This is a genomic window from Citromicrobium bathyomarinum (assembly GCF_021021475.1).
Taxonomy (GTDB): Bacteria; Pseudomonadota; Alphaproteobacteria; order Sphingomonadales; family Sphingomonadaceae; genus Alteriqipengyuania; species Alteriqipengyuania bathyomarina.
Map to the genome: position 1 here is coordinate 516,752 of NZ_JAINWL010000001.1, position 21,505 is coordinate 538,256.

20 protein-coding genes and 1 tRNA gene are annotated in these 21,505 nt (G+C 64.8%); 13 read left to right on the top strand and 8 right to left on the bottom strand.

Annotation, left to right across the window (positions count from 1 at the left end):
- Positions 1-41: 41 nt before the first annotated feature.
- The 5 genes from K7H93_RS02610 (at position 42) to K7H93_RS02630 (ending at position 4,296) form a co-directional block, all read left to right on the top strand.
- Entirely contained in the window at positions 42-416 is a 375-nt protein-coding gene (locus K7H93_RS02610; RefSeq protein ID WP_230782322.1) for an endonuclease domain-containing protein, read from the top strand.
- Between the two features lie 18 nt (positions 417-434).
- Positions 435-881: a GFA family protein gene (locus K7H93_RS02615; protein WP_230782324.1), complete on the top strand. Its 447-nt coding sequence runs from the start codon at positions 435-437 to the stop codon at positions 879-881.
- 305 nt (positions 882-1,186) lie between these two features.
- The gene (gene trpA, locus K7H93_RS02620; protein WP_230782326.1) at positions 1,187-2,002 is read left to right on the top strand and encodes a tryptophan synthase subunit alpha; all 816 of its coding nucleotides are present in this window, start codon (positions 1,187-1,189) and stop codon (positions 2,000-2,002) included.
- Positions 1,999-2,847 carry an acetyl-CoA carboxylase, carboxyltransferase subunit beta gene (accD, locus tag K7H93_RS02625; RefSeq protein ID WP_230782328.1) on the top strand — a complete coding sequence of 283 codons (849 nt, stop codon included), beginning with the start codon at positions 1,999-2,001 and terminating at the stop codon, positions 2,845-2,847. Before trpA ends, accD begins: the two co-directional genes overlap by 4 nt.
- A gap of 141 nt (positions 2,848-2,988) precedes the next feature.
- Entirely contained in the window at positions 2,989-4,296 is a 1,308-nt protein-coding gene (locus K7H93_RS02630; RefSeq protein ID WP_230782330.1) for a bifunctional folylpolyglutamate synthase/dihydrofolate synthase, read from the top strand.
- On the opposite strand, the gene K7H93_RS02635 is transcribed toward K7H93_RS02630, so the two are convergent.
- Positions 4,297-6,030 (bottom strand): AmpG family muropeptide MFS transporter, encoded by a 1,734-nt coding sequence (locus tag K7H93_RS02635; protein ID WP_230782331.1) that lies wholly within the window; start codon positions 6,028-6,030, stop codon positions 4,297-4,299.
- Between the two features lie 125 nt (positions 6,031-6,155).
- Here K7H93_RS02635 and K7H93_RS02640 point away from each other — a divergent pair, with 125 nt between their 5' ends.
- Together K7H93_RS02640 and rsmD are read left to right on the top strand one after the other, a co-directional pair.
- Entirely contained in the window at positions 6,156-6,914 is a 759-nt protein-coding gene (locus tag K7H93_RS02640; protein WP_226660779.1) for a pseudouridine synthase, read from the top strand.
- Positions 6,914-7,459, top strand: coding sequence for a 16S rRNA (guanine(966)-N(2))-methyltransferase RsmD (rsmD, locus tag K7H93_RS02645; protein ID WP_230782332.1), 546 nt, complete (start codon positions 6,914-6,916; stop codon positions 7,457-7,459). Before K7H93_RS02640 ends, rsmD begins: the two co-directional genes overlap by 1 nt.
- 68 nt (positions 7,460-7,527) lie before the next feature.
- Here the strand turns inward: rsmD and K7H93_RS02650 are convergent, their stop codons facing one another.
- Both K7H93_RS02650 and K7H93_RS02655 read right to left on the bottom strand, forming a co-directional pair.
- Positions 7,528-7,821: a hypothetical protein gene (locus K7H93_RS02650; RefSeq protein WP_010234923.1), complete on the bottom strand. Its 294-nt coding sequence runs from the start codon at positions 7,819-7,821 to the stop codon at positions 7,528-7,530.
- A gap of 87 nt (positions 7,822-7,908) precedes the next feature.
- A complete protein-coding gene (locus K7H93_RS02655; RefSeq protein ID WP_226660783.1) occupies positions 7,909-8,403 on the bottom strand; it encodes a hypothetical protein in 495 nt (164 codons plus the stop codon).
- 131 nt (positions 8,404-8,534) lie between these two features.
- Between K7H93_RS02655 and K7H93_RS02660 the strand changes: the two genes are divergently transcribed.
- A complete protein-coding gene (locus K7H93_RS02660; protein ID WP_230782333.1) occupies positions 8,535-10,844 on the top strand; it encodes an ATP-dependent helicase in 2,310 nt (769 codons plus the stop codon).
- On the opposite strand, the gene K7H93_RS02665 is transcribed toward K7H93_RS02660, so the two are convergent.
- The 3 genes from K7H93_RS02665 to K7H93_RS02675 form a co-directional block, all read right to left on the bottom strand.
- Entirely contained in the window at positions 10,841-12,325 is a 1,485-nt protein-coding gene (locus tag K7H93_RS02665; protein WP_230782334.1) for a sensor domain-containing diguanylate cyclase, read from the bottom strand. The genes K7H93_RS02660 and K7H93_RS02665 overlap by 4 nt on opposite strands.
- A 92-nt stretch (positions 12,326-12,417) precedes the next feature.
- Positions 12,418-13,836, bottom strand: coding sequence for a DEAD/DEAH box helicase (locus tag K7H93_RS02670; RefSeq protein WP_230782335.1), 1,419 nt, complete (start codon positions 13,834-13,836; stop codon positions 12,418-12,420).
- A gap of 109 nt (positions 13,837-13,945) precedes the next feature.
- Positions 13,946-14,503 (bottom strand): hypothetical protein, encoded by a 558-nt coding sequence (locus K7H93_RS02675; RefSeq protein ID WP_156313760.1) that lies wholly within the window; start codon positions 14,501-14,503, stop codon positions 13,946-13,948.
- Positions 14,504-14,682: 179 nt separating this feature from the next.
- Here K7H93_RS02675 and K7H93_RS02680 point away from each other — a divergent pair, with 179 nt between their 5' ends.
- Together K7H93_RS02680 and K7H93_RS02685 are read left to right on the top strand one after the other, a co-directional pair.
- Positions 14,683-16,137 carry an FAD-binding oxidoreductase gene (locus K7H93_RS02680; RefSeq protein WP_230782336.1) on the top strand — a complete coding sequence of 485 codons (1,455 nt, stop codon included), beginning with the start codon at positions 14,683-14,685 and terminating at the stop codon, positions 16,135-16,137.
- 75 nt (positions 16,138-16,212) lie between these two features.
- On the top strand, positions 16,213-17,004 hold the full coding sequence (locus K7H93_RS02685; protein ID WP_010234911.1) for a SapC family protein: 792 nt from the start codon (positions 16,213-16,215) through the stop codon (positions 17,002-17,004).
- 168 nt (positions 17,005-17,172) lie between these two features.
- On the opposite strand, the gene K7H93_RS02690 is transcribed toward K7H93_RS02685, so the two are convergent.
- A complete protein-coding gene (locus K7H93_RS02690; RefSeq protein WP_230782338.1) occupies positions 17,173-18,141 on the bottom strand; it encodes an N-formylglutamate amidohydrolase in 969 nt (322 codons plus the stop codon).
- Between the two features lie 75 nt (positions 18,142-18,216).
- Here K7H93_RS02690 and cpdR point away from each other — a divergent pair, with 75 nt between their 5' ends.
- The 3 genes from cpdR (at position 18,217) to K7H93_RS02705 (ending at position 20,213) form a co-directional block, all read left to right on the top strand.
- Positions 18,217-18,609, top strand: a complete 393-nt coding sequence (gene cpdR / locus K7H93_RS02695) for a cell cycle two-component system response regulator CpdR (protein ID WP_054523822.1) — start codon at positions 18,217-18,219, stop codon at positions 18,607-18,609.
- A gap of 82 nt (positions 18,610-18,691) precedes the next feature.
- Positions 18,692-18,766: transfer RNA gene (locus K7H93_RS02700), tRNA-Val, on the top strand.
- 214 nt (positions 18,767-18,980) lie between these two features.
- The gene (locus tag K7H93_RS02705; RefSeq protein ID WP_230782340.1) at positions 18,981-20,213 is read left to right on the top strand and encodes an NADP-dependent isocitrate dehydrogenase; all 1,233 of its coding nucleotides are present in this window, start codon (positions 18,981-18,983) and stop codon (positions 20,211-20,213) included.
- Between the two features lie 39 nt (positions 20,214-20,252).
- Here K7H93_RS02705 and K7H93_RS02710 read toward each other — a convergent pair whose 3' ends face one another.
- Complete coding sequence (locus tag K7H93_RS02710; RefSeq protein WP_338080272.1) at positions 20,253-21,500, bottom strand: FAD-dependent oxidoreductase; 1,248 nt, start codon at positions 21,498-21,500, stop codon at positions 20,253-20,255.
- Between the last annotated feature and the right edge of the window lie 5 nt (positions 21,501-21,505).

The following is a 21,505-nucleotide window of genomic DNA, read 5'->3' on the forward strand; positions in this document are numbered from 1 at the left end:
AAGCCCTCTCTCCTTCAGGGGAGAGGGTTGGGAGAGGGGCCTTGCGCGACGCTGAACTGACCAGCCGCGCCCGCGACATGCGCAAGGGCATGACCGAGCCGGAGACGCGGTTGTGGCTCGAACTGCGCGACGGTCGCTTTCACGGGATCAAGTTTCGGCGGCAGAAGGTCATCGGGCGATATATCGCGGACTTTGCGGCGAACGATCCCAGGCTGGTGATCGAGCTGGATGGCGATACGCATGCTTCAACTTCAGAATACGACGCAGAGCGTACGCGCTATGTGGAAGCGCATGGGTACCGGGTTGTCCGCTTCAGCAATGCGGAGGTGATCGAGAACATGGACGGCGTTTTGCAACGGCTGGGCGAGATCGTGTGTGCGCTGCGCCATGCCCCTCCCCCCAACCCCCTCCCCTGAAGGTGAGGGGGCTCAACCATGACCTCACGCGCTCCCCTCTCTCTCACCGGCTCGTGCCATTGCGGCAGGGTCTCGGTGAAGCTGCGGACGTCATCAAAGACCCTTCCGGCGGCGCGCGCGTGCGGGTGCTCCTTCTGCACCAAGCATGGCGCGGCGTGGACCAGCGATCCTCAGGGCGAGCTTGTCCTGTCGCATCGCGCACCCGATGACATCCGCCGCTACCGCTTCGGGCTGGGCATTACCGACTTCATCATCTGCGCGCATTGCGGCGTGCCCTGCGTCGCGATGGGGATGGTCGACGACCGGCTGCTGGGCGTCGTCAACATCAACACGATGGACCGGTTGGGCGATTTCGCCCCCGCCAGCCCCGCCTCCTTCGACGGGGAAGAGACCGACGACCGCCTCGCACGGCGGCGCAAGGGGTGGACGCCGGCGCGCGTGGTGTGCGCGGAGGATGAGGGATAGGCCCGCCGCATGCTTGGAAGACGAAAGCCGGGTCGACCCCAACCACAATCGTCATCCCGGACTCGATCCGGGATCCCGCTTCTTCCGGAGCGCGCCACTCAAGGCAGCGGGACCCCGGATCGAGTCCGGGGTGACGAACACGAGAAACCCTGTCCTACACCCACTCCCCACGCGCATAATCGCCGCATGACCCGCTCAGCGCCCTTCCCCACCCCGCCGTTCTTTGCCATGCGCATCGCCAGCCCGTTTTTCTAACCTAGGACAGTGTGTCAGGTGTGTCAGCGTTCAGCCCCGAGAGCCCTACGATGAACAACGCGAACCGAATCGCAGCCGCCTTCGCAAAGCCGCACCCTGCGCTGGTGTGCTTCGTCACCGCGGGCGATGGCGATACTGCCGCCAATCTCGATGCGCTGGTCGATGGCGGCGCGGATGTGATCGAGCTGGGGATGCCCTTTACCGATCCGATGGCGGACGGCCCCGCGATCCAGGCGGCGAACATCCGCGCACTGAAAGCCGGGACGACCACCGCCGACGTGCTGATGATCGCCAACGAGTTCCGCGAGCGGCACCCGGACGTGCCGCTGGTGCTGATGGGCTATGCCAACCCGATGGTCCGCCGCGGGCCTGAGTGGTTCGCGCAGGAGGCCGCAGGCGCGGGCGTCGACGGCGTGATCTGCGTCGACATCCCGCCCGAGGAAGACTCAGCGCTCGGCCCGGCATTGCGCGAACGGGGCATCGCCCCGATCCGCCTCGCCACGCCGACCACCGACGACTTCCGCCTGCCGACCGTGATCGAGGGGAGCGAAGGCTTCCTCTATTACGTCTCGGTCGCCGGGATCACCGGCAAGCAGAGCGCCGCGCAGGACTCGATCGATGCGGCGGTGAAGCGGCTGAAGGCGGCGACCGACCTGCCCGTCGCGGTCGGCTTCGGCGTGCGCACGCCCGAACAGGCCGGCGCCATCGCCAGGGTGGCCGATGGCGTGGTGGTTGGCTCGGCGCTGGTCGATCTGGTCGCCGAACATGGCGCGGATGCACCCGCACACCTGCGCGATCTCACCGCAAGACTTGCCAAGGCGGTCCATTCTGCGGAAAGGACGCCCCAAAAGGAGTCTGGCGCATGAGCTGGTTCAATCGTGTCCGCAATTCGCTGCCCTTCGTGGCCAAGCGCTCCACCGACGAAACGCTGTGGATCAAGTGCAAGGGCTGCGGAGAGATGATCTTCGCAAGCGACTATGCCGACAATCTCTACGTCTGCCCGCGCTGCGAGCACCACGGGCGGATCGGTGCAGACACGCGGATCGCGATGCTGATGGACGAGGGCTTTACGCTGCTGCCCCAGCCCGAGGTCAAGGAAGACCCGCTCAAGTTCCGCGATTCCAAGCGCTATACCGACCGGCTGAGAGCCGCGCGCGCCAACAATCCGCACCGCGATGCCTTCACCGTGGCGAGCGGGGCGATCGACGGGCAGCCTGCGGTCGTGGGCGTGCAGGACTTCCACTTCATGGGCGGTTCGATGGGCATGGCGGTGGGCCAGGCCTTCTGCGACGGCGCTGCCGAAGCCCTGCGGCGCAAGTGCGGCTATGTCGTCGTGACCGCGGCGGGCGGTGCGCGGATGCAGGAAGGCATTCTCAGCCTGATGCAGATGCCCAAGGCGACCGTGATGGTGCGCAAGCTGCGCGCGGCGGGCCTGCCCTATATCGTGCTGCTGACCGACCCGACCACCGGCGGCGTTACCGCCAGCTACGCGATGCTCGGCGACGTGCAGATCGCGGAACCGGGCGCGCTGATCGGCTTTGCGGGCCAGCGCGTGATTCAGGAGACGATCCGCGAACAGCTGCCCGAAGGCTTCCAGCGCGCCGAATACCTGCACGAACACGGCATGGTTGACCGCGTGGTGCACCGCCACGCCCTCAAGGCCGAGCTGGCGATGATGCTGCGCTATATGCGCGGATCGAAGGCTGCGTGACGATCATCCTCCCCTCCCCTTCAGGGGAGGGGATCGAGGGGTGGGGGAAAGCTGGGCGCGAGACCCCTCCCCCAACCGGCGACGGGTCGTCCGGGGGACGTTTCACCCGACGCCCCCCCCTGAACGAGAAGGGGCTGTGATATGAAGGACTTCGCCCGCTCGGACGATCCAGCCGTGCAGGCCCAGCTCGACCGGCTGGCCGCGCTCTCGGTGCCCGACGGCCGGCTGGGGCTGGAGACGATCCGCGCTCTGCTGGCCCGGCTGGGCGATCCTCAGGACCGACTGCCGCCGGTGTTCCATGTCGCAGGCACCAACGGCAAGGGGTCGACCTGCGCCATCCTGCGCGCGATGCTGGAGGCGGATGGCAAGCGGGTCCATGTCGCCACCAGCCCGCATCTGGTGCGCTATAACGAGCGGATCCGGATCGCAGGCGCGCTGATCGGCGACGCACAGCTCGCCGCGCTGCTGGCCGAGGTGCTGGATGCCAGTGAAGAGGACGGCGAAGATCTGAACCCCAGCTTCTTCGAAGTCACCATCGCCGCCACCTTCCTCGCCTTCGCGCGCGAACCCGCAGATGCCTGCGTGATCGAGGTAGGCCTTGGCGGGCGCTTCGATGCGACCAATGTGCTGGGCTCGCACGTGCTGGCCGCGTGCGGGATCGCCGCGCTGGGGCTGGACCATGAACGCTTCCTGCTCGCGCCGGAGGATAACGTGCCTGCCGAACCGCTGGCACGCATCGGGTTCGAGAAGGCCGGGATCGGCAAGCCCGGCGTGCCGCTGGTCACGCTGTCCTACCCCGAAGGCGTAACGCTGGAGGTGGAGCATGCGGCGATCGTGCGTGAGGCGCTGCTAACGATGCGCGGGCGCGAATGGCATTCAAGCGTCACCGAGACGGGCCTCCACTTCGTCGATGCGCTGGGCGAGCTCGCGCTGCCCCTGCCCGCCCTGCCCGGCGCGCATCAGGCGGAGAACGCCGCGCTCGCCATCGCGATGCTGCGGCATCAGGACCGGGTCAGCGTGTCGCGGGATGCGATGGCGCAGGGGCTGCGAAGCGTGACATGGCCCGCGCGGCTTCAACGCCTGCCCGCCTCGCCGCTGACGGGCGAGCGGATCGTATGGGTCGATGGCGGCCACAATCCCAGCGCGGGCGAGGCGCTGGCGCAGCACTTTACGGGTGAGCGTTTCCACCTCATCCTCGGCATGCTCGCCAACAAGGATCACCGCGCTCTGGTCGATCCGCTGGCGGACGCCATCGCGAGCATCACCGCCGTACCGGTGCCGGGGCACGAGTATCACCCCGCGAGCATGTACGGAGCAGACGTACGCGAAGCGGCGGATGTCGCCCATGCGCTGCGTGCCCTGCCCGACGACGGATTGCCTGTGCTGATCGCAGGCTCGCTCTACCTCGCGGGCGATGTGCTGCGGCTGAGCGGCGCGCTGCCCGACTGACTACTGCGCCGCAACCGCTTCCGATCCGGGCGGCGGCGCGTTCTGCGAGCGGCCCGAACGGACCACGCGGATCCATTCGAACACGCACAGCACCACCGCCAGCATCCCGATCAGCGTCGTCAGGATGAACACGTCGTAATAGCCCTGCTTCTCGATCATCTCCCCCAGCGCGCCGCGCCCCAGCGTGCCCACCAGCAGCGTCAGCGAGGAAAGGAGCGCGTACTGGACCGCCGAGTACTTCTTCGAAACGATCGAGCTCAGCCACGCGACATAGGCGGCCCCCGCGATGCCGATCGCGAGGTTCTCCCACATGATCGTGAAGGTCAGCCGCGGCAGCGCCTCCGACCCGAACGGGGCCATGAAACCGATCAGCGCGGAAAAGCCGATCGCGTCGCTCGCCGCCTGCATGTTCGCCCCGCCTGCCGCCATGTCGGCATAGAGCAGGTTGGTCAGCGCAGCGATCAGCGCGCCCAGCGTCAGCGTGGCCATCCGTCCGATCGCGGTCAGCAGATAGCCGCCGATCGCCAGACCCGCGATGATCGCGCCGACTCCGAAGAACTTGGAAGCGAAGGCGACTTCGTCGTTCGTGTACTGCAACTCGCCCAGATAGAACGGATAGGCGAAGGTGCCCCAGATCGCGTCGCAGATCCGGTAGGTCAGCACCAGCGAAAGGATCAGCACCAGAGACCAGCCCATCCGCCCGACGAATTCGACCAGCGGCATCACGAGGGCGCGGTAGAGGTGGTCCATCGCATAGGATTGGCCCGCACGTTCGGGCAGGTCCTCGGTCATCACATATTCGCCCCGCTCCTTCTTGGAGGCGAGCCAGCCCGCGATCAGCGCGGGGATGACGACCGTGGCGACGATGATCCACGGGCCGTAGTTGAGCGTGAATTCGGTCGGATTGGGCCGCTCCTCCGGCGGGAAGGCCAGCGACATGTACATGAAGGTGAGCACTGTGCCGATGGCGACCGCCCACAGCAGGCCGACCGCGCCCAGCGCCTTGGCGCGGACCGAGGGCTTCAGCTCGCCCTTCCGGCGCAGGCTGAGCAGCAGTTCGTCGTCGATCGTGCCGTCGACATTCTCGCCTGCCTTGCTGTCGGGCGCGAACAGGCCCGCAATCCCGATCACCAGCAGGATCGCGCCCATCATCAGGTAGGTCTGCGGCCAGCCGATCCGCGCGGCGATGATCAGGCCCAGCGCCCCGCCCACCAGTGCCGCCAGCCGGTAGCCCATCTGATAAACGGTCGAGAGGATGTCGATCGTCGCCTCTTCGTCCGCGACGTCGATGCGCCAGGCGTTGATCGCGATGTCCTGCGTAGCGCTGGCCAGTGCGCCGATCCCGGCGAGCAGGCTGAACCAGCCGATCGCCTCGTTCGTCGGATTGGACAGCGAAAGCGCGATGAGGATGACGCCGAGCAGGATCTGCGCGGGCACGATCCACTGCTTGCGCCGGCCGAGCTTGCGGAAGCCGGGGATCGAAACCTTGTCGATCAGCGGCGACCAGAGGAACTGGAACGCGTAGGCAAGCCCGATCAGCGAGAAGACGCCCATCGTCTCCAGCTCCACCTCGGCTTCGGAAAGCCAGGCGTAGAGCGTGCCGAGGAACAGCGCGAAAGGCAGGCCGCTCGCAAAACCGAACAGCGCCATATAGCCGCTCTTGGGATTGCGCAGAGAGCGCGCCAGCGTTCCCCAGCCCGGCTTCTTCGCCTTGTCAGCCTTTGCCTCGGCCATACACACCCTTCCCTCGATAAATCGTCCTTGCGCTCTCTAGCCGCTGTGGTCCGGGTAAGCCTAGCCCTCGCAGGACATTGCCAAAGCATTTGGCGGATCGTCGACCGGTCGCTAAGCGGGCCTACATGGCCGAAGATGAACGTAAGGGCGATCGCATCGCCAAGCTGCTGGCGCGCGCAGGCGTGGCGAGCCGCCGCGAGGTTGAACGGATGATTGCGGACAAGCGGATCGCGATCGATGGGAAAACCGTGGAGACCCCGGCAACCCTGCTCGAATCCCTGCGCGGGGTGACCGTGGACGGCAAACCGGTCGCCAAGCCCGAACCGACGCGCCTGTTCGCCTTCCATAAGCCGACCGGGCTGATCACCGCCGAGCATGACCCGCGCGGGCGTCCGACGATCTACGACGCCCTGCGCAACTCGCTGCCCAAGGATGCGCCGCGGGTGATGCCGATCGGTCGGCTCGACTTCAACACCGAAGGCCTGCTGCTGCTGACCAATGACGGCGAGTTCAAGCGCATGCTGGAACTGCCCGCCAACGCCGTGGAGCGGACCTATCGCGCGCGCGCGCATGGCGGGGTGACGCAGGCGCAGTTGGAGGAACTGAGCGAGGGGATCACCATCGATGGCGTGCATTACGGCCCGATCAACGCCAATCTGGAGCGGCGGACCGGTGCCAATCAGTGGATCGAAGTGACGATTACCGAAGGCAAGAACCGCGAAGTGCGCCGGGTGCTCGAACATCTCGGCCTCGAAGTGAACCGGCTGGTTCGCGTGGCCTTCGGGCCGGTCGCGCTGGGCGATCTGCCGCGCGGGCAGGCGATGGAAATCCGCAAGCACGAGATCGGCAAGTTCCGCGCCTCGGTGAAGAAGGGACGCGACTGATGCGGATCGTCGCAGGCGACTGGCGCGGGCGTGCGATCAAGGCTCCGCCGGGCGAAACCACCCGCCCGACCGCCGACCGCACCCGGGAGACGCTGTTCAACATGCTGAGCAGCCGCCTCGGCAGTTTCGAGGGGCTGAGCGCGGTGGATCTGTTCGCCGGATCGGGCGCGCTCGGGCTGGAGGCGCTGTCGCGCGGCTGCGCCTCGTGCCTGTTCGTCGAAGAAGACAAGCGTGCAGTGGACGCGATCCGGGCAAATGTAGCGGCGCTGGGTGCAGGGACGCGGGCGACGGTACAGCAGGCCTCCGCCTTGCGGCTGGGCCCGGCGAAGGTGCCGCACGATCTGGTGATGCTCGACCCGCCCTATGGCACTGGCGCAGGCGCCGTTGCGCTGGAGCGGCTGGTCCGGCTCGGCTGGATCGGCCCCGCGACCTGGGTCTCGCTCGAGGTGGCAGCGAAGGAAACGCCGGACTTGCGCGATATGCAGGTCGATGCAGAGCGTAAAGTGGGCAAGGCGAAACTGCTGCTGCTCCAGCTGGACAGCTAGCGACAACGCCCATCAAAAAAGGGCGCCCGCCGATGGCGAACGCCCTCTTTCGATCGCAGATCGGGCGATCAGTTCTTGGGTTCGTTGAGCGGCAGCGGCTCGTCGATCTCGCTCGCCGGGCGACCCGGCCAGTAGTTAATCGGGCGGTTGCCGGTCTTGTTGGCTTCCCAGCTGTTGATGCAATTGGTCTGCTGGTCTTTCTTGCAGATCGGAAGCTCGCCGGACTTGGGCTGCTCATCCTGTGGGACCTGCTGCACCGTCTCCTTGCTGACGTAGTTGATCGTGGGTGCAGTCTGCGCTGCGGCAGGGATCGACAGCCCCGCAAGGGCGGTGGCGAAACCGGTCAAAAGGATCTTATTCATCTTATTGCTTTCCTCTCGAAAAAATATGGCGACCCCGGGATAACCCCGGAGCCGCCACACGGTTTCACGCAGAATAACGTTTGTTTATTAGACTGCCCCGCGGTTGATGCAGTTATCCTGCTGCATCGGCTCGCAGATGGGCAGATCGGCCGGCGGCGGCCCTTCATCGCCAGGGGTCGGCTGCACCATCGCCTTGCTGGTATAGTTGATCTTGGCGCTTCCCGAAGTCGTGCTGGTGGTGGTTGCCGTCGCCGAGCCGCTCAGCTGGCTGTTGATCGACTGCCAGGCAGCCATGCGCTGCTCGGGCACCATGTTGACGATCTTGACGCGCTGATCATTGGTCAGCGTGTTCCACCAGACGTTCTTCTGAGTATCGTTGAGCGTCCAGTAATATTCCTGGGCGGCAATGGGCCACTCCTGATAGGTCATCCGCTGTTCGGCAGACCAATCAAGGTACATTTTTTCCTGCGCGTCAGTCATCGCGTAGGATTCGGCTTCCATGTGATGGTCGGCGAGTGCCGGAGCCGCTGCAGCAATTGCGAGGCCGCAGGCGGCAGTCGAAGCAATAATAAGCTTTTTCATGTCTCTGTCTCCTTCTTCCCTCGTCCTTGCCCAACCAACGAGACCTCGGGCGTGAGGTTCCGAATTGGGGAGCGCGGGTGCTGCTTCCCTTGCTCGGACGGCCCGCGTTCCCTACCTGTTCGGCCATAGCCATGAGTGATGCCTTCCCCCTCGCAACCGCCGCCGGAGACGCGGATATCCCGTCCTATGCCGCGCGATTGAACCCGCCGCAGCGCGAAGCCGTGCTCACCACCGAAGGACCGGTGCTGATGCTGGCCGGTGCGGGAACGGGCAAAACCTCGGCGTTGACCGCAAGGCTGGCGCATCTGGTCGCGATGCGGCTCGCCTGGCCGAGCGAGATCCTGTGCGTCACCTTCACCAACAAGGCCGCGCGCGAGATGCGCGAACGTGTGGGCCGCCATATCGGCGACGCGGTCGAAGGCATGCCGTGGCTCGGCACGTTCCACGCGATCGGGGCGAAGATGCTGCGCCGCCATGCCGAGCTGGTCGGCCTGCAATCGAACTTCACGATCATCGACCCCGACGATCAGCTGCGCCTGCTCAAGACGCTGATCGCGGAGGCCGATCTGGACGAGAAGCGCTGGCCCGCGCGCCAGCTGGCCGGGCTGATCGACCGGTGGAAGAACCGCGGGCTGAACCCTGGCGATCTCGATGCGGTGGAGAATGAAGCCTACGCCAACGGACGCGGCGCTCAGCTGTACAAGACCTATCAGGCGCGCCTGCAATCGCTGAACGCTTGCGATTTCGGCGATCTGCTGCTGCACATGCTCAACATCTTCCGGCAGCATTCTGATGTGCTGGAGCAGTACCAGAACCGCTTCAAATACATCCTGGTCGACGAATATCAGGACACCAACCAGGTCCAGTACCTTTGGCTCCGCCTGCTCGCACAGCACCGCAAGAATATCTGCGTGGTGGGGGACGACGACCAGTCGATCTACTCGTGGCGCGGCGCGGAAGTGGCCAATATCCTGAAGTTCGAGAAGGACTTTCCGGGCGCCAAGGTCATCAAGCTGGAGCAGAATTATCGCTCCACCCCGCACATCCTCGGCGCGGCATCGGGCCTGATCGGGGAGAACAGCCAGCGGCTCGGCAAGGAGTTGTGGACCGAGACCGACACGGGCGAGAAGGTGCGCGTCATCGGGGTGTGGGACGGGCCCGAAGAGGCGCGCCGCGTGGGGGAGGAGATCGAGAGCCTCGAGCGTGGCGGCGTGGGCCTCGACGAGATCGCGATCCTCGTGCGCGCGCAGTATCAGACGCGCGAATTCGAAGACCGCTTCATTCAGATCGGCATGGCCTACCGCATCGTCGGCGGTTTTCGCTTCTACGAACGCGCCGAAATTCGCGACGCCCTCGCCTACCTGCGCGTCATCGCGCAGCCGGCGGACGACCTCGCGTTCGAGCGGATCTACAACCAGCCCAAGCGTGGTCTCGGCGCCAAGACGCTGGAGAAGATGTACCAGCACGCGCGGCGCACCGGGATGCCGCTCGCTGCGGCATCACTCGATCTGGCGGACAGCGACGAACTGCCTGCGCGGGCGCGCGGGACCATCGGTGGGCTGATGCGTCAGTTTCTCCAGTGGCGCGAACAGGCGGACAGCCTCGCCCCCGCCGAACTGCTGCGGCAGGTGCTGGAAGAAAGCGGCTATCAGGCGATGCTCGAGAACGAGCGGACGCCCGAGGCCAAGGGGCGTCTCGAAAACCTGTCCGAGCTCGCGCGCGCGATGGAGGATTACGAGACGCTGGGCGACTTCCTCGAACACGTCGCGCTGGTGATGGATAATGATGCGAATGCGGAGGATGCCAAGGTCACCATCATGACCATCCACGCCGCCAAGGGGCTGGAGTTCGACCACCTGTTCCTGGTCGGGTGGGAAGAGGGCGTATTCCCGTCGCAGCGTTCGCTCGACGAAGGCGGGCTCGCTTCACTGGAGGAGGAACGCCGCCTTGCTTACGTCGCGATCACCCGCGCGAAGAAGGCCTGCACGATTCTGCACGCCGCCAACCGGCGCATCTACGGCCAGTGGACCAGCTCGCTACCCAGCCGATTTATCGGTGAACTGCCCGAAGACCACGTCGAGAGCGAGACCACGATGTCCGGAGGCGCCTCCCTCTGGCGGGCGAATTGGAGCGAGAGCGAAGACCCCTTCGCCCATGTCACCCGCGATCGGCCTGAGCGCTCGAACAACCGCGGCCCCGGCTGGCAGCGTGCGCTGGCGACGGGATACGAGACACGGCCCGCCAGGGTTCAGGAAAGCCGCCGCAGCGCAGCCAGCTTCGCGGCCAAGCCACGCGGCGACATCGCGCTGGGTGCGCGGGTGTTCCACGACAAGTTCGGTTACGGCACCGTCATGGGGCAGGAAGGCAACAAGCTCGAAATCGAGTTCGAAACCACCGGCACCAAGCGGGTGATCGACAGCTTCGTGAAGCCGGCCGACTAGCTCACCGCGCGCAGCTGCGGCGCGGCGCGAATGTGCTGCCCCGCAATCGCATCGGGACAAATCGAAGCAGTGCCGCGTTCGGTCCGCTTCGCCTGGTACAAGGCATAGTCGGCACAGCGCAGCAGCTGGCTGCGATCATTGTTGCATGCGGTCAGCCAGGTTGCTCCGATCGTGGCGCTGGCCAGAATTGTCTCACCTTCCCGACCGACCTCGAAGCGCAGCTTGCCCAGCAGCAGTTCGAGCGTCCCGGGCAGATCGGCAAGCAACTGCTCGTTCTCGATCACCAGCACGAATTCGTCCCCACCCAGCCGCGCAGCCATCTGACCGGCGAAAGGTTCGCTGACCAGTTGTGCAGCAACGCCCTTGAGCACGCGGTCCCCCGCCTCATGGCCGAGACGGTCGTTGATGTCCTTGAAGTGGTCGAGGTCGATCAGCAGCAGCGCCATTCGACGGCCTGCCTTGTGCATCGTGTCGATCGTACTGTCGAGATACTGGTTCAGGCGGGCGCGATTGGGCAGGCCCGTCAGTTCATCCACGTGGGCCGCCGCGCGGAGTCGCGTCTCGAGGTGATAGCGCTCGGTAATGTCCTGAAACACGCCCATAATCCCGACGGGCTTACCGTCAGCGATTTCCTGTTCGCCGATCGCGCGCACCCGCTTGAGCACACCCTTGGCATCACGGAAATCGAGTTCGAGATCGTAGGGCCTGCCATGTTTGGCGCACTCCTCGACCGCCTTGGCGATACGGGGGCGCTCATGCGGAGGGAAATAGTCCAAGCCGCCCTGAAGGTGTGCCTTTGTCGGATTCTCGATCGCATGAATCGCAATTGTCTGAGGCGACCAGAAAAGCTCCTCGGTCGCCAGATCCATTCGCCAGTGGCCGATCTGCGCCATCTCTTCCGCCAGTTCGAACTGGCGCTGCACCCGGCGCAACTCGTCGATCAGCTGTCGGCGCGCCTCGAGCGCCGCCTCGGCGAGCTTCGCATCGAGCCGCGTCTGGAACAGCGATTCAACCACGTGCGCAAGTCGGCGCAACTCGTCGAGTTCTTCCCGGCTTGCCACCCACGGCCGGTCGTCGATGACGCAGAGCGTGCCGATCGGCACGCTTACGCCATCCATCGGCGGCCCCATCAGCGGGATTGTCACGAAGAACTGGAAATGTGGCATCGCCACGATGTCGGGCATCTGGCCGTAGACCGGATGCTCCTGCAGGTTCTCGACAACGATCTCTCGGTTTTCATCGACCGCCGTCGCACAGATCGAACACTCGCGCGCAACTTCGCTCGGCGCGAAGCCCTCCCGCGCCTTGAACCACTGACGATCCCCGTCGATCAGCGAAATATATGCCGTGCGGCTCCCGAAAATCCGGCGGGCCGCCATCACCAGGGCGTCGAACTCGCCCTCGGCTTCGGTGTCCAGTATCTCCATCGCCACGAGCGTTCGGTGACGGATCGCCTCGACGTTGATTTTCTCTTCGGACATCCCTGCTCCTTCGGCGCGCGACGAGTGCACGATTCTGGTTAAGACCAGCCTAACTCCCGCCGCTTTTGCAGACAGTACGCCCGATTCTTTGGTCAGGTCGCACTGACGGAGAGGAAGTCGGGCTTGGGCCCGTTCCACTCGCCGGCGGGGATCACCTCGTTATCTTCCCTACGCCCACGGCCACCATTGCTGCGGGGCGATCTGTTTTCTGCCGAACGGCCCGGTCGCGCTTCGTCGCGCTGCGACTCATCGCGGCGGGGCTTGCGCTCCCTCGCGGGCTTGGCCTTGCGCGATTCCCGGTCATCGTCACGCTCGGGAGCGTCCGCCTTGCGCTCGTCCGACCGCTTGCGATCCGATTCGCGCTTCGGCTCCGCCTCGACCAGTTCGACCCGAACGTCTTCCTTGCCGAACGGCTTGATCTTCGATTCGGTCAGCTTCTCGACATTGGCGATCGCCTCGGCGTCGTCATCGGTGACGAAAGTGAAGGCGCGCCCCTTGGCCCCGGCACGGCCCGTCCGCCCGATACGGTGAACGTAATCGTCCGGGTGCCACGGCGTGTCGAAGTTGAACACGTGGCTGACACCCTTTATGTCGAGCCCGCGCGCAGCAACGTCCGACGCGACAAGAATATTAACCTCGCCGGCCTTGAACCGGTTGAGTTCGGCGATCCGGCTCGACTGGTCCATGTCGCCATGAATCTCGCCGCTGGCGAAGCCATGGCTCTGCAGGCTCTTGTTGATCTCGCGCACGGTCGTCTTGCGGTTGGCAAAGATGATCGCGGTTTCAACGTGGTCGTTCGCCAGCAGCCAGCGCAGCGTCTCGCGCTTTTCACGCGGCTTCACCGGAATCTTGAACGCGGTGATGTTCTCGTTGGTGGAGGCCGCGCGGCTCACCTCGATCCGCTTGGGATTGGTGAGGAATTTCTGCGCCAGCTTCTCGATCGGCGGCGGCATGGTCGCGCTGAACAGCAGCGTCTGGCGCGGCTCGGGCAGCTTGGAACAGATCGTCTCGATGTCGGGGATGAACCCCATATCGAGCATCCGGTCCGCCTCGTCGATCACCAGCAGTTCGCAGCCGTTGAGCAGGATCTTGCCCCGCTCGAAAAGATCCATCAGCCGGCCGGGCGTGGCGATAAGCACGTCGACGCCTTCGTTGAGCGCCTTGACCTGATCGCCCATCTGCACGCCGCCGATCAGGAGCGCGAGCTGGAGATCGTGCTGCTTGCCGTACTTCTCGAAGTTTTCGGCGACCTGGGCGGCCAACTCGCGCGTGGGCGCAAGGATAAGGGAACGCGGCATCAGCGCGCGGCGACGACCGCTGGCGAGAATGTCGATCATCGGCAACACGAAGCTCGCGGTCTTGCCGGTGCCCGTCTGCGCGATGCCGATGATGTCCTTCATCATCAGCACGGGGGGGATGGCCTGCGCCTGAATCGGCGTAGGCTCGGTGTAGCCGGCGGCTTCTACCGCCTGCAGCAATTTGTCGGAGAGGCCGAGATCGGCAAATTTCATTCAGGGTTCCGGATGTGGAGGGCAATCAACGCCAAGACCGCGGAAAATACAGCTCCGCGTAAGCGCGCGCGGCTTCGCTCAAACCCGCGCGAATGTCAAGATTAGAGGGCTATTCGGCGGGGACGAGCTGGCGGATCGCGCCAATCTTGCAAGTCGCACCGCTGCGCGCACGCAGAAGATCGCGATCGACGCACAGCTTCCCATCCTCGCTCGGCTCCACGTAGAAGCCCAGATAGAAATCGCGTGCATTGCAGGACTTGTGCAGCAGCGCTCGGATCATTCGCTGGTCGGACATGTGCAGCACGAGATCCCGCGAAGAGACCGTTTGCACCGCTAGAATATCTTTAGCTGGCAGACACTTGCCGATCTTGCGCTGTTCATACTCGCGTGGGATCGCAGTCCGCCAATCGGCCACCAGTTCGTTCGTGGTCGATCTGCGCGGGGATACCCGGATCATAATCTGCTGCCGAATACGGACCTGGTTCGCCTCGAGATCGCGTCGCCAGGACTGGCTGACCATCCACCCCGGCGAATGGTCGGTACGAATATTTGCAGGCGGCTCTGTTGAAAACACCGGCGCGTCGAGCGGCCAGCTGGCACTCGACGACGAAGCATCGGGCGCGACCGGCGCGCTAAGCGCCAGAATCGGTGCCAGAAATGCTGCCACGAAGTGCATGATATCAAATGCTGCCTAACTCTTGCGGGGCGAACGCACATCTACAGCGCGCCCAATTCGATCAACCCGGGCGCAAGCGATAGCCTGGTCTTTTGAATGGCGGCTTAATTGTGTCCCGGCAATACGTCCGGGGGTGGCAGGGGCGCGCCTAAGTGTGGCATGACAGCAACATGAACTCTGCTACTGACGGATCATTCTTGGAAGGCGCGCAGGCCATCCTGGGCGAGCGCGGCCTGACCCGCGATGCCGAGCTGATGGAGCCGTGGCTGACCGATTGGCGCGGACGCTATCGCGGCAAGGCGATCGCCCTCGCCTCTCCTGCCAATACTGCCGAGGTCGCCGCGCTTGTCGCGCTATGCGCCCGGCATCGCGTGCCGATCGTGCCCCAGGGCGGCAACAGCGGCATGTCCGGCGGCGCAACCCCGGATGCGAGCGGCACGGCGCTGCTGCTGTCGCTGCGGCGGATGGATTCCTTCCGCCTGTGGGACGAGGATGCTCGCGAGGTCGTGTGCGAGGCAGGCGTCATCCTGCAAACGTTGCATGATGCGGCCGCGCAGCGGGCCTTGCGCTTCCCGCTGACACTGGGCGGGCGCGGATCGGCCACCATCGGCGGGCTGATCTCGACCAATGCGGGCGGCACGCAGGTGCTGCGCCACGGCACCATGCGCGCGCAGGTTCTCGGCCTCGAAGCGGTGCTGCCGGACGGTTCGGTGCTCGATACCCTCGCCGCGCTGAAGAAGGACAATCGGGGCTTCGACCTCAAGCAATTGCTGATCGGATCGGAGGGTACGCTGGGCATCGTGACCGCTGCCACGCTCTCTCTGGAACAGCAAATCGCCGGACGGCAGGTGGTTTTCGCAGGGGTCGAATCGGTCCAGCAGGCATGGCGGCTGCTGCTGCTCGCTCGCGACAAAATGGGGGCCGCGCTCGAAGGGTTCGAGATCATCCCGCGGCTCGCACTCGAATCGGTACTGCGCCACGAGCCCGCCAGCCGCGCCCCGCTGTCAGGTCGGCATCACTGGTATGTGCTGATCGAACTGGTCACCCACGATCCCGACACTGCCCCCCTCGCCGAGCAGACCACTGCCCTGCTGGAAGCGGCGCTTGACCACGGGCTGGTCGAAGACGCGACGATCGCCGCGAACGAGACTCAGGCCGAGGCGCTGTGGGCCTTGCGCGACGGCATTTCCTCCGCCGAGCGCGCGCATGGCCCGGCGGTGCAGCACGACATCTCCGTGCCGCCCGCCAGGATGCCCGACTTCATCGATCAGGCAAGCGCAACGCTGGAGGATCGGTTTGAAGGTACCCGGGCGGTGGCTTTCGGTCATCTTGGGGACGGCAATGTCCACTTCCACCTTCGTGCACCCGCAGGCGCGACCGGCGGTGAATGGGAGGAGCGCGAAGGCAAGGCAATCAGTGCCGCGGTGCATGATCTGGTGACCCAGTGGGGCGGCTCGATCAGTGCCGAGCACGGCATCGGCCAGATGAAGCGTGACGAGCTGGCGCGCCTCGCCGACCCGGCCAGGCTGACCATCCTGCGCGGGGTAAAACAGGCGCTCGACCCGCTCGGGATCATGAATCCGGGCAAGCTTGTCCCGCTTGCCAGTTCCCCGCAGGCCGCCTAAAGGCGCGGTTTCGCGACCCGGGCGGCTTGCATCGATCACCGCCCTCACTCATTCAGCCCGATGACGGAGAGACCGATGGCCAGCGCGCCGCAACAGCCCCAGCTTCCGATGTTCTATAACGACCTGATGCCGCTCAACACGCGGGATCACCTGAAGTTTCGCAATCGCATGCTCGATACGGCACCCTGGCTGTCCAAGCAGCACGTCGTTCCGCTGACCGGCGACGAGTTCATCCAGGCCGCACGCCATTTCCCGGTGATCTTCTCGTCGGGCGACAACCCGCTGCCGCTGGCGCTGATGGGTCTCAACGAAGGCGTGAACACCTTCTTCGACGATGAAGGCAAGCTGATCGATCAGGTCTACGTGCCCGCCTACATCCGCCGCTATCCGTTCATCCTCGCCAAGCTGACGCCCGAAACCGACGAGCTGTCGCTGTGCTTCGACCCGACCTCGAATGCGGTCGGCGAATTCGACGAAGGCGAGCTTCTGTTCAACGAAGACGGTTCGACCACCGAACAGACCAAGGCGATCCTCGATTTCTGCGAGAAATTCGAGCAGGCCGGTCAGCGCACCCGCAACCTGACGCAGGAACTGCTCAAGCACGACCTGCTGATGGATGGTGAAGTCTCGATCGAACGCGCCGAACTGCCGGGCAAGCCCTACGTCTATCGCGGTTTTCGCATGATCGATCAGGCCAAGCTGGCCGAGATCGATGCGGAGACCCTGAAGCAGTGGAACAAGGAAGGGATGCTCGCGATCATTTACGCGCACCTGACCTCGCTCGAACTGATGCGCAACATCTTCGGCCGCCAGGAACAGCAGGGCAAAATGCCCGCTCCGACCGAGCAGGACGGCGCCCCGAACTAGGGCTGACAGGGCGCGCTGCAACAGTGCTTGACTTTGCTGCAACGCACCCCAGATTCAGCGTGTCCGGGCGGAATTCCCCCTCATAGCCGCTCCGGATAGGCACGCTTTCGAGCGTGCTTCCTCCCTGAACCTTGGCCACCTCGTGCATTCGTGCACGGGGTGGTTTTTTTATTCCGCAGCCAGCGGTAGCCCGTAATCGCGACGATCCGGTAGGACCTCGTCCGCCAGCGTGCGCACCAGTTCGGCAATCAGCCGCGCGACCCCGGGCAGACGGGCACTCGTCCCCGCCAGACGTGCATCCAGATAGAGCGTGCGACACACTTCCAGTTGGAGGGCATTGATGCCCAGACCGGGCCTGCCGTGCCGGTCGAGCACGTAGCCACCGGCATAGGGGCGGTTATGCGTCACGCCTCGCTCGCTGCGCCCCAGGAACTGCAGCGCGCGCCCCGCCACACCATCCTCGCAAGAGGCTCCGAAACGGTCGCCGATCACGAATTCGGTGGGTCGCTGACCCGGGTGGCTGGCGGCGAGCGGCGGCATCGAGTGCAGATCGATCAGCAGGGCGACGCCCCAGGTCCTGCGGATCGCATCCAGCGCCCGGGCAAGAGCGCGGTGATAGGGTTCGTGAATCAGCGCAATTCGCTCCGCCACCTCGGCGCTGGTCAGATCCGTGCGCCAGATTTCGCCCACCCCCGAAACGCGGCGGGGGACGAGGCCGAGCCCGCTTCGCGCGCGACGATTGGCGCTTGAGTGCGCAGGCCTGTCCGCGGGCGCATCGGCGACCATCGACCAGTCCATGTCATCGGGTGCCCGGTTGAGATCGAGCATTGCGCGCGGAGCGTGTGCAATCAGCGAGGCAGCGCCGGTCTGCCGCGCCACCTCCAGCGCCAGCCGATCGACGTGGCGATCCTCCAGCCGCAACTGGGCGATGGCCGGATTGCGCATCGCATCCGCAATCCGCGCAGGATAGGCGCGACCGCCATGCGGCGCCGCGATCAGGACCGGAATTGCCGCGTTCTCAAGATTCTCGAGGGTGAAGGCCGGCGCCCCGCTGCCGGGGATCATTCCGCCTGCAATGCCCTGTCCCGAATCGCTGCCGCGCGCGCCTTCCATGTTCGCCGTGCTGAACCGGAACACAGGGTGTGTCAAAGCAGGGCAAGGCACTGACACGCCAAAGATTCATTAAGTGGTGGCCGCTATGGACGAGGGTCTATGAGCAAACCCACCTTTCAGCGGCGAATCCTCCTGGCGGAGGACGAGGAAGCAATGCGGACCTATCTGACCCGCGCGCTCGAAAAATCAGGCTATGCGGTCGATTCGGTCGATTGTGGAACGGCGGCCCTGCCCCTGCTCGAAAGCGACAGTTACGACCTTCTGCTGTCCGATATCGTGATGCCTGAGATGGACGGGATCGAACTCGCCCAGCGGTGCGCGGAGATCAGCCCGGAGACGAAGGTGATGTTCATCACCGGATTCGCGGCGGTTTCGCTGAAGGCAAGCGCCGACCAGCCGCAGGCCAGGGTGCTCTCGAAACCGTTCCATCTACGCGATCTGGTACTGGAGGTGGACCGGGTTTTTGCGGACGCGAGAGAGGCCCTTCTGTAACAAGCAACTTTAGCCTCTTGTAACGGCGAGCGGGCGCGGCTAGATGGCGCCTCCGCCGACAAGACGGCGATCCCCATGGTGCGGGCGTATAGCTCAGGGGTAGAGCACTATGTTGACATCGTAGGGGTCGGAGGTTCAAATCCTCCTACGCCCACCATTGGGGTTTTCGAGAGGGGCGTCGCGGCGAGCGGCGCCTTTTTTCGTATCTGGCTGCAAGCTCCCCTCCCCCGCCGCCAGCGCGGCATTGCTCATTGCCCCGCCCCACCGGCACCGCGCTTTGCGTCCGCGATCCTTGCACCCGCCCGGACCTCTGCTAAAGCCGCGCCAGATTCACCCCCAAATTGCAACGCACGGACCAGCAGGGACGGATAATGGCGAAAATTCAGGTCAAGAACCCGGTCGTCGAACTCGACGGCGACGAAATGACGAAAATCATCTGGCAGTGGATCCGCGAAAGGCTGATCCTGCCCTACCTCGATATCGACCTTAAGTACTACGACCTGTCGATCGAGAAGCGCGACGAAACCGACGACCAGATCACGGTCGATGCGGCCAACGCGATCAAGCAGTACGGCGTCGGCGTGAAGTGCGCCACGATCACGCCGGACGAGGCGCGGGTCGAGGAATTCAGCCTCAAGAAGATGTGGGTCTCGCCCAACGGCACGATCCGCAACATCCTTGGCGGCGTGGTCTTCCGCGAACCGATCGTGATCGACAACGTGCCGCGCCTGGTGCCCGGCTGGACCGATCCGATCGTGGTCGGCCGTCATGCCTTCGGCGACCAGTACCGCGCCAAGGACACGCTGATCCCCGGCAAGGGCAAGCTGCGCCTCGTCTTCGAAGGTGAAGATGGCGAGAACATCGACATCGACGTGTTCGAATTCCCCAGCCCGGGCGTCGCGATGGCGATGTACAATCTGGACGATTCGATTCGCGACTTCGCGCGCGCCAGCTTCCAGTACGGCCTCGACCGCAAGTGGCCGGTGTACCTGAGCACCAAGAACACCATCCTCAAGAAGTATGATGGCCGCTTCAAGGACCTGTTCCAGGAAGTGTTCGACGCCGAGTTCAAGGCCGATTTCGACAAGGCCGGAATCACCTACGAACACCGCCTGATCGACGACATGGTCGCCGCAGCGCTCAAGTGGAGCGGCAAGTTCGTGTGGGCCTGCAAGAACTACGACGGCGACGTGCAGTCGGACATCGTGGCGCAGGGCTTCGGCTCGCTCGGCCTGATGACCTCCGTGCTGATGACGCCCGATGGCAAGACCGTCGAAGCCGAAGCGGCGCACGGCACCGTGACACGTCACTACCGCCAGCACCAGGAAGGCAAGGCGACCTCGACCAACCCGATCGCCAGCATCTTCGCGTGGACGCGCGGCCTGATGTATCGCGGCAAGTTCGACGATACGCCCGAAGTGGTGCAGTTCGCCGAGACGCTGGAAAAGGTCTGCATCCAGACGGTCGAGAACGGCCAGATGACCAAGGATCTCGCGCTGCTGATCGGCCCGGGCCAGAGCTGGCTGACCACCGAGCAGTTCTTCGAGGCAATCGTGACCAACCTCGAAACCGAAATGAAGAAGCAGGGCCTCGCCCCCGCCTGATCCGGAACACCGTTTCCGTGAAAATCTCGCCCCGGCGCCTCACTCGTAGGCGTCGGGGCTTTCTATATGCGGTCGGTCGATGCCCAGCCCGATGAGCCTGGCAGGCAGGCGTTGCAGCGGGCTCACCGTATCGATCAACCGCACCGGCAGCGGCGCCCGGTCGATCGGCTGATCGCGCTGGAGGATCGGCCGGATGATCCGATCCTGCGCGAGCTTCTGCATCATCTGCGTGTAATGGACCGACCGGGCGCGCAGCTGCTGCACACGCGGCAACAGCGGATCGGGATTGTCTCCGCGTGCGAGCGGTGCCGCCAGCACGTTCGCCGCGACCACTGCATCCTGCACAGCTATGTTGATGCCTACCCCACCGATCGGACTCATCGCGTGGGCGGCATCCCCGATCGCCAGCAACCCGTCACGGTTCCACCGTGTCAGACGGTCGAGCGCCACGCTCAGAATCTTCACATCGTCCATATCCGAGAAAGCGGCGATGGCCCCATCGAGCTCCGGCACCAGACCCAGCAGGCGATTGCGAAACGCGTCGATCCCCTGCGCGCGAATTTCGTCCGCCTTGCCTTTGGGGATCAGGAACGCGCACTGAAGGTAAGTGCGCCGGTTGATGAGAACCAGAAACTTGCCCGCAGCGAGCGAACCGAAACTCTCCGGGCCGAGCCCTTCGGGGCGGTCGAGCCGGAACCACAGGACATCCATCGGCGCGCCGATTCGCTTGAGCGGCAGCGCCGCCTCTTCGCGCATGATCGAGCGGCGGCCGTCCGCGGCGATCACCAGCCGCGCGGGCAGCACCTCCCCGGCCTTTGTTTCGACCGCAGATATTCGCCGGTTGCTATCGGTACGAGCGGCGACCGCCTCTGTCCCCATACGCAGTTCGAACCCGGGATACTGACGCGCCTTTCCCGCCAGAAAATCGAGCAGGTCCCACTGCGGCATCATCGCGATGTAGGGCGCAGGCACGGGCAGGTGCCGGAAGTCTGCAATTTTACGCTGCTCGCCTGCGATCCTCAGCCCGATCTGCTCGACCTTGCTGTGCTCGATCTCCAGCAGCTCATCGAGCCAGCCGAGCTGGTGGAACAGGTCGAGAGTCGAGGGATGGACGGTATCTCCGCGAAAATCCCTGAAGAAGTCCTCGTGCTTCTCCAGCACGGTGACCTTGACGCCCGCCCTTGCGAGCAACATGCCAGCGAAGATTCCGGCGGGGCCACCGCCTACAACAACGACGGGCAATTCGGAATTGTGCGGCACTTTGGCGGCCCTTCCTTGTTCAGGCACTAGTG